The 13,174-nt window shown below is 32.7% G+C and carries 12 protein-coding genes; 3 read left to right on the forward strand and 9 right to left on the reverse strand.

Going from position 1 to position 13,174, the window contains the following annotated elements:
* The 3 genes from AAEO59_RS11120 (at window position 1) to AAEO59_RS11130 (ending at window position 4,106) form a co-directional block, all read left to right on the forward strand.
* Window positions 1-759: a sensor histidine kinase gene (locus tag AAEO59_RS11120; RefSeq protein WP_341700814.1), complete on the forward strand. Its 759-nt coding sequence runs from the start codon at window positions 1-3 to the stop codon at window positions 757-759.
* Window positions 725-1,444: a LytR/AlgR family response regulator transcription factor gene (locus tag AAEO59_RS11125; protein ID WP_341700815.1), complete on the forward strand. Its 720-nt coding sequence runs from the start codon at window positions 725-727 to the stop codon at window positions 1,442-1,444. The genes AAEO59_RS11120 and AAEO59_RS11125 overlap by 35 nt, the downstream gene beginning before the upstream one ends.
* 391 nt (window positions 1,445-1,835) lie before the next feature.
* Entirely contained in the window at window positions 1,836-4,106 is a 2,271-nt protein-coding gene (locus AAEO59_RS11130) for a cation:proton antiporter (protein ID WP_341700816.1), read from the forward strand.
* Between the two features lie 101 nt (window positions 4,107-4,207).
* Here the strand turns inward: AAEO59_RS11130 and AAEO59_RS11135 are convergent, their stop codons facing one another.
* The 9 genes from AAEO59_RS11135 to AAEO59_RS11175 form a co-directional block, all read right to left on the reverse strand.
* Window positions 4,208-6,706 (reverse strand): DUF5686 family protein, encoded by a 2,499-nt coding sequence (locus AAEO59_RS11135; RefSeq protein WP_341700817.1) that lies wholly within the window; start codon window positions 6,704-6,706, stop codon window positions 4,208-4,210.
* A gap of 114 nt (window positions 6,707-6,820) precedes the next feature.
* Complete coding sequence (gene frr, locus AAEO59_RS11140; RefSeq protein ID WP_341700818.1) at window positions 6,821-7,384, reverse strand: ribosome recycling factor; 564 nt, start codon at window positions 7,382-7,384, stop codon at window positions 6,821-6,823.
* Between the two features lie 62 nt (window positions 7,385-7,446).
* Window positions 7,447-8,154: a UMP kinase gene (pyrH, locus tag AAEO59_RS11145; protein ID WP_341700819.1), complete on the reverse strand. Its 708-nt coding sequence runs from the start codon at window positions 8,152-8,154 to the stop codon at window positions 7,447-7,449.
* 61 nt (window positions 8,155-8,215) lie between these two features.
* Entirely contained in the window at window positions 8,216-9,001 is a 786-nt protein-coding gene (locus tag AAEO59_RS11150) for a patatin-like phospholipase family protein (protein WP_341700820.1), read from the reverse strand.
* Between the two features lie 65 nt (window positions 9,002-9,066).
* Window positions 9,067-10,044 carry a hypothetical protein gene (locus AAEO59_RS11155; RefSeq protein ID WP_341700821.1) on the reverse strand — a complete coding sequence of 326 codons (978 nt, stop codon included), beginning with the start codon at window positions 10,042-10,044 and terminating at the stop codon, window positions 9,067-9,069.
* A gap of 94 nt (window positions 10,045-10,138) precedes the next feature.
* Entirely contained in the window at window positions 10,139-10,681 is a 543-nt protein-coding gene (locus AAEO59_RS11160; protein ID WP_341700822.1) for a hypothetical protein, read from the reverse strand.
* Between the two features lie 98 nt (window positions 10,682-10,779).
* On the reverse strand, window positions 10,780-11,505 hold the full coding sequence (locus tag AAEO59_RS11165; protein WP_341700823.1) for a hypothetical protein: 726 nt from the start codon (window positions 11,503-11,505) through the stop codon (window positions 10,780-10,782).
* Window positions 11,506-11,545: 40 nt separating this feature from the next.
* A complete protein-coding gene (locus AAEO59_RS11170) occupies window positions 11,546-11,938 on the reverse strand; it encodes a hypothetical protein (protein WP_341700824.1) in 393 nt (130 codons plus the stop codon).
* Window positions 11,939-12,081: 143 nt separating this feature from the next.
* A complete protein-coding gene (locus tag AAEO59_RS11175) occupies window positions 12,082-12,549 on the reverse strand; it encodes a hypothetical protein (protein ID WP_341700825.1) in 468 nt (155 codons plus the stop codon).
* Window positions 12,550-13,174: the final 625 nt, after the last annotated feature.

The raw sequence follows: 13,174 nt of genomic DNA on the forward strand, positions 1-13,174 counted from the left end.
ATGCAGCAAAGCAATAACATTAGCTATATATTTTTAATTATCATTTTACTTTTGGTAGTAATTATTGGTTTTATGGTATATCAATTATTGCTGGCCAGAAAAGAGAAAAATGAAGCGAAGAAAAGTTTTTATGCGCTCGAAAGGAAAGTCAACGATTTGCAGCTGGAAACTTTGGAAGCCAAATTAAATCCGCATCTTTTTAAAAATATCCTCAATTCGATTCAGTCTCATGCCTATCAAACTTATTTTGCTTTGGATAAACTGGCCAATCTGCTCGATTATATTTTGTACGAAAGCAAAAAGAAGTTTGTCACGGCTAAGGAAGAAATTGATTTTGCACTGAATTTAATCGAAATCAATAAAATTAAAATCAGTCCGCTTTTTGAATTAAAGATAAAGACCAATATTGATAAGGAAGATAAATTATTCGAAGAACCTTTGCTGGCGCCATTGATTTCTATTGATTTGATCGAAAATGCTTTTAAACACGCCGATTTGCAAAGTCCTGATGCTTTTATATCGGTTATTTTTGAGTTTAAAGACAATGCGTTTTCGATGACGGTTTCTAATAAAATTTCGGATAAAAAAATGCTAAAAAAAGAGCGTAGTGGAATAGGAAATACGACTTTAGAACAACGCTTACGAATTATTTACAAGAATAATTTTAAACTCGAAAAATTCATTGAAAACGACATTTATATTGCTCATTTAAAGATTAATTTGCTTGAATACAAAACTGAAATGTTTACTGCTGGATGATGAGTTGCCGGGATTAACCTATCTGAAAATGCTTTGCGAACAAATTCCTGAACTGGAAATCGTAAAGACATTTAATAATCCTGAAAAATTACTCGCTGAAATTCCGAATCTCGATTTCGATTTATTAATCTCAGATATCGAAATGCCCGGAACCGATGGTTTGCATCTGGCTGGTTTATTAAGCGATAAACTGGTCATTTTTTGTACGGCATATAAAGATTATGCTGCCGATGCTTTTACTATTGATGCGGTAGATTACATTACTAAACCGGTAAAAATTGAGCGATTGCAAAAGGCAATTGCTAAGGCTGCCGAACGTTTTGAGAATTCAGCTCATGCTAAAAAATTCATGCAGCTCAATACCGATAAAGGAAAGAGTTTGTTGTATTTTAATCAAATAGTGTACATCAAAACAGCTTTGGGCGACAGCCGCGATAAAACGGTTTTGTTAACAGATAATCGTTTTTTGCATTTAAAAAATGTAAAGTTTGATACACTTTTAAGTAAATTACCGGAAACCGATTTTTGTCGTATCAACAAGAAAGAAATTGTTTCGGTCAAAGCAATCAAGTTTTTTAATCATAACGAAATTGTGTTGCATCATTTGGATGAAAATAACAAAAATACCAGCCTTAGCCTGAGTGAAACTTATCGTTCTGACTTTTTGAAAAAGGTAAAAATATAATTATTGGATAAGGTTGTTGTTTATGAGGTTTCAAACGTCCTTAGCTTTCGCAGTCGAGTGTCAAATGTTTGAAGAATGCGTAAAAAGAAAAGCTGTTTGAGCGTAGCGAGTTCTTTTCTTTTAGCATTCGAAAACTAATTTGACCGACGAGGAAGCGTAAGACTTGATTTTTTTTGTTTCTTTTTTGATCAAGCAAAAAAGAAAAATGAGTAATCATTTAAACAAAAGTCTACGATACCGATTAATAGTAATCATTTGAACTGAATTTTGAAAAAGATAACTTATTACAAAGTTTTTCCTTCTTGTTACATAGATTGAAAATTAGCTTTAAAATTCTTTTTTTGCTTAAAAAGCACTTCTGATATTTGCCAATAAATTTAAAAAATAACGTATGACTAGTGTTAAAAATTCTTTGTTTTATGTTTCTGTTATTGGTGGTTTTACCGCTTTAATTTATTGGGTAATTTCTCAGGGAGCTTCGCTTGAAATTGGTCGCCAAATTGTACATAAACGTGTAGAGAGTAATCATTGGAATGATTTTTTGCATTCAATGGTTGAAAATTTGCAACATCCCTTGGCTATTTTATTAGCGCAGATTGTGACTATCATTTTGGCAGCGCGTTTGTTTGGGTGGCTTTTTAGAAAAATTGGACAACCATCAGTAATTGGAGAAATGATTGCCGGAATTGTTTTAGGACCCTCACTGGTAGGAATGTATTTTCCGGAGTTTTCAGCGGCTTTATTTCCTTCGGCATCTTTAGGGAATTTACAGTTTTTGAGTCAGATTGGGTTGATATTTTTCATGTTTGTTATTGGGATGGAATTAGATCTGAAAGTGCTTAAAAACAAAGCTCACGATGCGGTTGTAATCAGTCATGCCAGTATTGTTATTCCGTTTGCATTAGGTTTAACATTGGCCTTTTTTATTTACCACACTTTTGCGCCTATGGGAGTGGCTTTTTCTTCATTTGGTTTGTTCATGGGAATCGCAATGAGTATTACGGCTTTTCCGGTTTTAGCCCGAATTGTTCAGGAGCGAGAAATGCAAAAAACAAAACTAGGAACTATTGCTATTACTTGTGCCGCTGCCGATGATATTACGGCCTGGTGTCTTCTTGCAGTAGTAATCGCTATTGTAAAAGCGGGTTCGCTTGCCAGTTCGTTATACGTAATTGGGATGGCGGTTTTGTATGTAATTATTATGCTTAAAATTGTACGTCCGTTTTTGAAACGTGTGGGCGATTTGAATGCAACCCGTGAAAGTTTGAATAAACCTGTGGTGGCGATTTTCTTTTTGACATTGTTGTTTTCTGCTTATGCTTCTGAGTTGATAGGTATTCATGCTTTGTTTGGAGCCTTTTTAGCCGGAGCCATTATGCCTGAAAATAATAAGTTTAGAAATATTTTTATCGAAAAAGTAGAAGATGTTTCTATCATTGTTTTGTTGCCATTATTTTTTGTTTTTACCGGTTTGCGTACACAAATTGGTTTGTTGAATGATTCTTATTTATGGAAGGTTACGGGATTGATTATCGCAGTTGCCGTTGTTGGTAAATTCTTCGGAAGTGCTTTGGCAGCGAAATTTGTGGGACAAAGTTGGAAAGACAGTCTGGCTATTGGTGCTTTGATGAACACCCGCGGATTGATGGAATTGGTGGTTTTAAATATTGGTTACGATTTAGGAGTTTTGTCAACTGAGATTTTTACAATGATGGTAATTATGGCATTGGTAACTACTTTTATGACAGGGCCAGCTTTGGATTTTATAAATTTTATTTTTAAAGAAAAGGCAAGAGTGGTTCCGTTGGAAATTGGAAACAAGAGTAAATACAAGATTTTATTCTCGTTTTCCAGTCCTGAGAAAGGTAAAAAGATGCTAAAGATTGCTAATAGTTTAGTGAAAAAACAAGCCGATAGTTCGATTGTTGCTGCGATGCATTGTTCTTTGAGTAGCGAAATTCACTCTTTTGATGTTAAAGATCACGAGCGAAAAATGTTGGCCCCAATTATGAAAGAATCTCAAGTGCTGGAGCAGGAAGTGTTAAGTGTTTTTAAAGTGACCAATGATATTGATGCTGATATTATCGAAACAGCTAATCAGGGAGAATATGATTTGTTATTAGTAGGAATGGGACGTTCCATTTTTGACGAAACATTCTTAGGAAGAATTCTTGGTTTTACCACTCAAATTGTAAATCCGGATCGATTGATAGATAAATTTACCGGAAGAGAAGGTTTGTTTGAGAATTCCCCTTTTGATGAGCGAACGCGTCATATTATTGTTAAGAGTAAAATGCCTGTTGGGATATTTATCGATAAGGATTTAGAAGAAATTAATCAGGTCTTTATGCCGATTTTTAGTAAAGAAGATGCTTTTTTAATTGAGTATGCCAAAAAGTTAATCAATAATAACGGTTCTCAAATATCTGTTTTAGATGCTGAAGGTGAGATAAAAAACCATTCGGATATTCAAGAGCGAATTCGTTCTATTGAGCAAATTGCTCCTAATCATATCATGATCATGCTTGACAAAACCATCAGAAAAGAGTTTTTGCAAAGTCAGGATTTGATGATTATCAGTTTAGAAAGTTGGAAGAATATTATCGCTGAAGACGCCGATTGGCTTGTGGATGTTTCTTCGGTTTTGATAATCAAGCCTTAAATAATAAAGGGGGAACCGAAAGATTATAAAGGTTGAATATAACCGTAAATTCGCAAATGATTTATGTTTTTTAATCATTTGCGAATTTACGGTTATCTAATTTAAAATCCCAGATTCAAAACATAGCTCAACTTAATGGCGATGTTGTCTTCAAACTTAGGTAATTGATTTGGTCCGTAACGGTAAAAAGCTGTTAATCCCAAGCCGTTAAATATTTGATTCAACTCAATCCCAGATTCGAAAAAACCGCGGTCTAATGTTTTAAAATCAAGCCCTAAGTGTTGGTCCGGATTGTTTAAATTTCCCCAGGCCATGCGGGAAACTAAAACCAACGAAGGTTTAATTTTTTTTAATAAAGTAACGCGATTAAAAGCATGTTTGAATTGAAACAGCGCATATTTGTTAGAGAAAAATTCATTGAAAAACATGGTTTCAAAACTGTTTTTGCCGCCAAAAGTGATTCTTTGAATTACGGTTTCTTTAGTAATGTTGTTTGGCGAAGTATTGTATAGATGTGTCAATGGAATGTCGCCAAAGGCATAACCCGCCTGAAAAAGCAAAGAAGTTTTTTGTCCGTTGAGGTATTTTTTTTCATATTCGGTTTTGAAGTCAAATTTGCTGAAATCAAAATCATTATTCCATATCCTTCCTAAGGATTGCGTGTATTGAAAAGTGAATTTAGGGAAACGTTTTTCTATTTCTACAGGTCCGGTTGGCGTTTGCATAAAATCGCTAAAAGGACTCCATTGCAAGGAAACCATGGCCGTAGTCATAGTGTAGTTAGTGTATAATTTATTGTTATTGTCGAATGTGTAATCAAACTTGGGTTGGATTTCACTGTGGTTTAGTTCCCAAATGCTTTCTGTTTTTGGGATTTTTTTGGTTTCAAAATAGCTTTTCCAACTCACATAATTGTAAAAAGTGCTGATGTTGATAGGTCTTGGGTCGTATATCTTAAAAGGCTTTTTCTCAATTGAAAAAGAAGTGCTGGCTATTTCTCTTACGTCATCAGTGTATGAAAATCCAAACCATGAATTGGATTCACTGTCTATTTTTGCGGCTGCACCAATACTGCCTTTAAAGATGCCGTCTTTTGTTCCATAAGCATAATAGCCTTCTATTCTGAAGTATTTAGAAAGACGTTCATTAGTAACACCACCTAATCCTAAACGGAATCCTTCGTAATTGTTGTAGCTAAATAATTTTCGCAAATCCATGTCGAAAAATCCAATTGGTAGATAGCCATTGATTACTTTTTTTCCAAATTGAACTCTGTGCGCAATTTTTTTTCTGATGGCAATACTGTCTAGTTCGCTATAGGTTCTTTGATTGCGAATATCAAAGTTGTCTTTTCGGTAGCTGTCCCAAAAAGATGCTTCTTTATTGAAGGCGTTTTTTTCTATTGCTACTGCAAAAGAAGATTGATTTACAATGTTACTGTTTGTGTTTTTTTCAAAGTCAAAAATACGACTGTCGGAACGTAAAAAAATATAATCAGACGGTTGTTTTTTTCGACTACTGAAATCATTTTCCATATCGCCATCAAACTGAATGGTTCCTCCCAAAAAATTGATGTCGTCATCATTTTGACCTTTGACAATTCGGAAGTTTTTGTTTGTTGGAAACCAAAGATTTTCATCAGCCAGGTATTCAAATTCATGAGTTCCGCTAATATCTAATAAACCTCTGATGCGCATAATGGCTTTTGCGACAGCAAAATTATTTTGGTCAATGTATAGAATACCTTCGAGTCCTTTGGCTTTACTTTTTTTCTTGTTTTTAAAGTAAATCATATACGCATTTCTGCCGTTGATAGCCACGGTATCCAGTAATTTGTAGTTGTAATCTTTTAGAGCATCTTGCGCTATAGGACTGTTATATTTGGTTTCAAAGAGCTCGTATTTAGTATCGTAAACAGAAAAAGATTGCAAATTGAACGCGATGATTTCATACAATGGTTGTTTTAATCCAGCCATTTTAGCGCCCAAAATGGTTTCTTTTAGTTTGTTATTGTTAAATTGAAACAATGATACTTTTTCGGTTTGAAATACATGGCGTTTGTTTACTATAGATTTGAATTTGTAATTGGTCGAATCTAATTTCATGTAAACACCATCACGTGTTTTTTTGACAATAAGCGAATCAATTTTTCCCGAAATCGAATCAGGATTGGCAGAAACAATTAATTTATTATAGGTTTTGAAAGTAAAATTGGCCAGTTTTTTTTCGGGATTATTAGTGTCTTTGAGCGCAATTGTTTTTTTAATTATAGCATTTGCTTGATTTTGAGTTGCTATAACAACCTCCTTAAGTTCGTCGGTATTTTGAATTAATTTGATATTGAAAAAGAGATTGTTGTTTTGAATATCAATTTTTGTTTTGTGGTAACCAATATAAGAAACGTAAAAATAAGCAATCGGTTTGCTACAGATAATTTCAAATTTTCCGTCTACATCGCTAATGCTGTTAATGCCGTTATTGGTGGTTATTGAAGCAAAAGGCAGGGCTTTGTTAGAAGTGGATTCTTTTACAATTCCGGTGATGCGAAATTGTGCCTGAAGTGTTAGCGTGAAAAAGAAAAACAGAAAAAGGTACCTCATAAAACTTTTTTGAATCAAAACGAAAGTAAAGCCGTTTTTGGTATGGCAAAAGTAATAATAAAAAAACCGTCGTGATAGCTATCAGGACGGTTTTTAAATGTGTTGATGAGAAAGTTATACTTTCATGATTTCGGCTTCTTTTGCAACTAGAAGTTCATCAATTTTTTTGATATAAGCATTCGTCAGATTTTGAACCTCTTCTTCAGCACTTTTACAAATGTCTTCCGAAGTTCCGTCTTTCTCTAATTTTTTGATATCAGTATTAGCATCTTTTCTGGCGTTTCTAATCCCGATTTTTGCATCTTCAGCCTCTGCTTTAGCTTGTTTGGCTAATTCGCGACGACGGTCTTCTGTCAAAGGCGGCACGCTGATGATGATAACATCTCCGTTGTTCATTGGGTTAAAACCAAGATTGGCAATCATGATGGCTTTTTCAATAGTTTGCAACATGTTTTTTTCAAAAGGTTGCAAAGTAATTGTTCTTGCGTCTGGAGTACTGATTTTAGCTACTTGATTCAATGGTGTTGATGAACCGTAATAGTCAACAAAAACACTTCCTACCATCGCTGGTGAAGCTTTTCCGGCACGGATATTTAGAAATTCTTTTTCTAAGTGACCAATAGAACCTTCCATAGATTCTTCCGCACTTTCTAATATAAATTCAATTTCTTCAGTCATTTTTTTAGATTTTAGATTTTAGATTCCAGATTTTCTGTAATCTGAAAACTGCTTTCTGCTAATTAAATATTAACTACCGTTCCGATGTTTTCACCGTCACAGATTTTCTCCAGATTTCCGCTTTTGTTCATGTCAAAAATCAGGATAGGTAATTTATTTTCCTGACTTAAAGTAAAGGCTGTAGTGTCCATTACATTTAATCCTTTTTTGATTACATCATCAAATGAGATAAAGTCAAATTTTACTGCTGCAGCATTTTTTTCAGGGTCTGAATCGTAAACTCCATCAACACGTGTTCCTTTTAAAATCACGTCAGCGTTGATTTCGATTCCACGTAAAACAGCTGCTGTATCCGTTGTAAAATAAGGGTTTCCTGTTCCGGCTCCAAAGATTACGATTCTTCCTTTTTCAAGGTGACGGTCGGCTCTTCTTTTGATATAAGGCTCCGCAATAGATTCCATTTTTAAAGCTGTTTGCAAACGGGTTTTCATGCCTTTGTCTTCAAGAGCGCCTTGTAAAGCCATTCCGTTGATTACTGTAGCAAGCATTCCCATATAATCGCCTTGCACTCTGTCCATTCCGCTGCTAGCACCTGCAACTCCTCTAAAGATGTTTCCACCACCTATTACGATGGCGATTTCTACTCCTTTAGCGTGTACTTTTTTGATTTCTTCAGCATATTCAGCTAATCTTTGCGGGTCTATCCCATATTGTTGATCTCCCATTAAAGCTTCTCCGCTTAATTTTAGAAGAATTCTTTTGTATTTCATGTCTTTGTTGCGTTGATTGGTGCAAATATAGGGATATTCTTTTTTTTTGAAATAGGGCAACTTAAATTTTATACATTTTGTTTTCGTAGCTGTATTTGGCCGCTTTATAGCCCAAATTGAAGATCGTATCCATCTTGGTTTTGTTAGTTTCAAAAGTGCTGTAATCGCTTAATTCTTTCGGCTGAATCATCCAATCGCATTGATGGAATTTAGTAATATTAGAATATTCTGAAAGAATATCAAAAGCTCTGGTTGTGACAGCCCGAATAGAATTGAGATTTTTTGCTTCAATTTTGTTAATTGGACTTACATAAACACCTATTATGGTGTCGCAATCCTGACGCAGTAAATCAGTAGGAAAGTGATTTAAAATTCCACCATCACTGTAGTGATTGCCATTGATTTCATAGGGAGAAATGATGCCAGGAAAGGATGAGGAAGAAATAAGTGCATCGACAATTTTCGTTTCTGGCTCAAAAATTTTTAACTGACCTTTAATCATGTCAGTCGCGGTAATATAGGTTGGGATTTCCAAATCAGAAAGTTTAGCATCTTTAAAAACCGCATAAAAATAATCTTTGAAAGCTTCTGAGTCTATCAAACCGGCTTTGGTAAAAGTAATGTGTCGCCAATGAAAAAAATATATCGATTTGAAGAAATCCAGGATTTCCTCCGGTGTTTTTCCCCAAGCATACATAGCGCCTACGATAGAACCCGCACTGGTTCCCGCAATTTTAGTAGGACGTATGTTTTGTTCTTCTAAAAATTTAATAGCACCCGCATGGGCTAAACCTTTTGTACCGCCGCCTGAAAGCGCAAGTCCAATTGATTTTGAATATAGATTCATTTTTGGGGTAGTTTTTTATAAAAGTACGATTTTTAGTTGTTTATGCTTTTGTTTCTAAGGATTAATTAATAAGATGTTGCGGTATTTGTCTTTAGTTTGATTTTTGACAGCGATTCTGTTCTTTTTTGGAAATCTTCCTTTGTGAATTCTTGAGTGATAATTTCATCTGGGGTTTCTACAATATAATTTTTAGTGTCATATAAGGCACCATCTAATGTTATTATACCGTTTTTGGTGTGGAAAAAAGGATCGATTTTTTTTGCTATACGGCTATTTAAGTCTTCCTTTTTATCAGGAAAAACATCTTTCACGTATGCACGATAATAAATTTGAAAAAATAAGTGATACCAATTATCAACACTTTTCTCCAAAACTCCTAAATAATCAGTAGGCAATACTGTTTGACCAATTTTTACTCTGATGGAATTTTTATTAAATCCAGAATAGGTTGCCAGAGTTCCGTCTTCGTGTTCTATGGTGATTGAATTTCTTTTTTCGTAAAAAATGTCAAAACTTTTAGGGTCAAAATCATATTCATTAATCACATTTATTACTATTCCTTTTCGCATAGCATGGATGGTTTCCGTTTGTAAAGAAGAGGAATAGTTAATAAAACTTGCGTAGTAATTATTGCCTTCATCTAAACCATCCAGCATCATCATAATGGTTGATATTTCTACTTTTTGATCATTTTTAAATGGTAACAAATATTTAAAATTTCTATCTATTTTAGGATTTGGATTTCCTTTTAGAAAGAAAGGTTCGCATATAAATTTGATTTTTTTCTCTGCTTTAATAGGCTTTAATTGAAACAAAAATCCCGAATTTTCTTTGATATTTCCTTCGTAGAAAAAAGGTTTGGTGTTTTTAATTGCTTCAAATTTGATTATCAAATGATACGTTGCATAGTCGTTTTTTTCATAATAAAAATCACAGCTGTTATCAGGATTCCTGATGTAAGTGACTCTTACGCCATCAATTTGAGAATAGCTGTTGAGACAAAAGCAGAGTACAAATAAAAAAGACAGTATTTGTTTAATCATTTTTTTGATTGTTTCGTTGTTTTAATTTAATATATCTGATAGACAAATCTATTAAAAATGCGTGTTATTTTCTGACAAACAATTGAATGTTTTTCTAATCTTTAGGTGTTTTTGTTTTCTTAGAAGTGAATCTAGACCAGGACAATCCAAGGCTTATATTTGAAACTTTTTCAGGACTATACAAACTAAATCCATATAGATTTAACTCGGCAAATAGGGCAAGACCATCCAGACTTTCAATTCCTAATCCAATTTTTTTGTAATCACCATGCAGGTTTCCGCGACCTAAAACAATTGATTTTCCATAAGCAGTGTCGATGTAAATAAAAGTTTCCCCATCTATAGGAAGACTGAATTTGATATTTGCAAAAGCTGGGACAACTACCAGTTTTTTGGAAGCTACCCAGTCTATGCCGGAATTTAGACCAATGGCAACAGTTCGGTTAAAATGGATGCCTTCTCCAAATTTCAAACTTAAGCCGTTTGGCGTAAGCCAATTGGTGTCTTCATCGTCTCTGTTTATGTTTTCTTTCAGAGGAACTGATACGCCAAATTGAGTATAGGAGCCTTGTTTAAATTGGGCAATTAAAGTGCAAGAAAAGCCAAATGTGATTAGTAAACAAGTCAGGGTTTTCATATATGGATTTTTAATTATCGATATAAAATAAAGTCCTTATTCTTAGTATACTAAGTTAGCTAAATTTATCAAATGTAGTTGCTGTTAATTGGGATTTGTTATTCCCAATCTAATGCTTCAGAAAAATAAGTATTCTCAGCACTAGCAGTATTGTAATTCCATATATCTAACTGTTGAGATAAGCTAGTAATACTAAAACCATTTGCTTTGTGAGTAGCGTTTATAATATTAGTCATTAAGCTATTTCCTAAATTGTTTTTACTCAAAATAGCATTTAATTTTTGATAATTAAATTTAAAAAACGTTAGTGTATAATTCATTAATTCTGAATTGGTATCGTTGAATTCATTTACACGCAACCATTTATTGTTTTTACTTACCATTAAGATAAACCCGTAAGGTTTTTTTGTTGACTTTGAATTATGAAAACTGTATTTTATGTATTTATAATTCTCATTTTTGAAAGTGAAATTAATAACCTGTGCAAGTTGGAAATAATTTAGATTCTTATCCAAAGTATTTTTTTTATTTAAATCTTGAGTTGCATCTGCATCTAATTCAGTTACTTGGGTGTTATTGTTTAAGTTCATCCAAGCAAGGGAATTTTCAGACAAAATAGAATTTATCAATAGTTCCGGACTAGTGTTCGTTACTCCGGAAGTAGAAGTGATAGTGCTCTTAACGATAGTGTTATCTGGATATAGTCCAAAGCTTAGATTAGTAATATTAGGGTCGCTGCTATTTAAGTTGGTCATTATTTGGGAATAACCAAAAAAACTCATACTAAGGAATATAGTTGAAATTATTAATTGTATTTTTTTCATTTTTAAAAATTATTAATTTATAAGTATTATTTCTATACATCTAACTTATTTTTTTGTTATAGGATCTGATGGCATGATAATGAATTACAATAAAAATTACAAATCCAAGACTTAGAAACATTAATCTTTTACGTTTATTCTCTTTGGTAAAATCGCAGTTTCCGTCTGAATCACATATAAATCGATCATCATAAATAAAATACCTTGTATCTTGAGGAAAAAAAGATTTACTACCCTCTCTTTTAACAAAATTATAAGTTTTGACATCTTTATTGAGAAATTGTGCTAAAAGTTTTTTTTGTATTAAAGTATTATTTTCAAACATTAAAGTAACTGTTTTTCCAGAATCTTTAAAATTTATGTAAGGAGCACTTCCTTTAGGACCACTCGCAACTTGCACAAAATAAACAGAATCTATTTTAACATTTTTCAACAAAAAATAATCATTTGAAAATACATTATTCAGTTGTCTACTGTAAAACAAAATAACTAGATATAGAAAGTAGCCGTAGAAAAGGATTTTTACCAATCTTGAGAAGATATGTTTTGTTATCATGTTGATTGAAGGGAATAAAATTAGATATCAGAGGCTTGTTTGCTTTGAACAATTAAATTGGCAAGATTGAAATTTAGTTTTTCTCCTTTTAGACTTTTTATTATTCGACTATTATAAACTCGATAAGTACAATAAGATATTCCTGCAAAAATTAAAGCGCCCCAAATAAGATAATTAGATACTTTGTTTTTGTAGTCCTTAGTGAAATTGCATTTTCCTTTGGAATCACATATAAAGCGGTCGTCATAGGTAAAGTACACTGTGTTTTGTGGTAAAAAAGACTTGTTTCTTTCTCTTTTGACGATATCGATTGTTCTAATATTTTCATTAAAAACCTTACTCAAAATCTGCTTTTGAACTAAAGTGTTTTCTATAAGTAATAAGTTGATTTTTTTACCAGAATCTTTGAAATTTATGTAATGTGAATCACCATTTCTATTACCAGAATGTGAAGTAGTATAAATGGAATCTATTTTAACGTTCTTCATTAAAATATAATCGTTTGATAAAATGTTGTTTAATTCTTGTCTATTAATTAAAATGAGAATACTTAATAGTAAGAAGTAAAAACTCAAGATTATACCTTTTGCAACAACATATTTTGTTATCATGTAAGTTTAAATAGATATTGATAAAGTCTTTTTTATATAGCAAATCTAATTAAAAACATAATTAGGTCACTATTTTTTTGTAGTATTTTTCTAAAATAAAAAAGCTACGAACCTAATCATAGCTTTGTGTATATGTTATTAAAAAAAATGTTTAGCTTTCTAATTTTAATGATTCCTCAAAAAGTGTAATATCAATCGCATTTTTTACATCGTAATCCCCAAAGTTTTGGAATGGTTCTGTCTGCTTCAATTTATAAATCAAAATAAAATATTTTTTGTGTCGTTTTTCATATTGTAAAAGCAAGAAAGTTGTAACCGTTTTAATTGTTACAACTTTCTTTTTATTGTACTTGCTTAACTGTGTGGGCACAGGTAAATACCTGCCTTTACTTTGTATTTGGTAAAAAACATTAAATTTATTCAAAGGAAAACAGAGGTGAACTATCATGTCTGCAAAGCTTGTGACTTATTTAGCGCATTAGTCCTCTGTCTTCTCCTTGAA

It is taken from the genome of Flavobacterium flavipallidum, from assembly GCF_038289905.1.
GTDB lineage: Bacteria > Bacteroidota > Bacteroidia > Flavobacteriales > Flavobacteriaceae > Flavobacterium > Flavobacterium flavipallidum.

Excerpts from the sequence above, each read along its gene's own strand:
- AAEO59_RS11120 (WP_341700814.1), top strand. The coding sequence starts at position 1 with ATGCAGCAAAGCAATAACATTAGCTATATATTTTTAATTATCATTTTA.
- AAEO59_RS11130 (WP_341700816.1), top strand. The coding sequence starts at position 1,836 with ATGACTAGTGTTAAAAATTCTTTGTTTTATGTTTCTGTTATTGGTGGT.
- AAEO59_RS11135 (WP_341700817.1), bottom strand. The coding sequence starts at position 6,706 with ATGAGGTACCTTTTTCTGTTTTTCTTTTTCACGCTAACACTTCAGGCA.
- frr (WP_341700818.1), bottom strand. The coding sequence starts at position 7,384 with ATGACTGAAGAAATTGAATTTATATTAGAAAGTGCGGAAGAATCTATG.
- pyrH (WP_341700819.1), bottom strand. The coding sequence starts at position 8,154 with ATGAAATACAAAAGAATTCTTCTAAAATTAAGCGGAGAAGCTTTAATG.
- AAEO59_RS11150 (WP_341700820.1), bottom strand. The coding sequence starts at position 9,001 with ATGAATCTATATTCAAAATCAATTGGACTTGCGCTTTCAGGCGGCGGT.
- AAEO59_RS11155 (WP_341700821.1), bottom strand. The coding sequence starts at position 10,044 with ATGATTAAACAAATACTGTCTTTTTTATTTGTACTCTGCTTTTGTCTC.
- AAEO59_RS11160 (WP_341700822.1), bottom strand. The coding sequence starts at position 10,681 with ATGAAAACCCTGACTTGTTTACTAATCACATTTGGCTTTTCTTGCACT.
- AAEO59_RS11165 (WP_341700823.1), bottom strand. The coding sequence starts at position 11,505 with ATGAAAAAAATACAATTAATAATTTCAACTATATTCCTTAGTATGAGT.
- AAEO59_RS11175 (WP_341700825.1), bottom strand. The coding sequence starts at position 12,549 with ATGAAGAACGTTAAAATAGATTCCATTTATACTACTTCACATTCTGGT.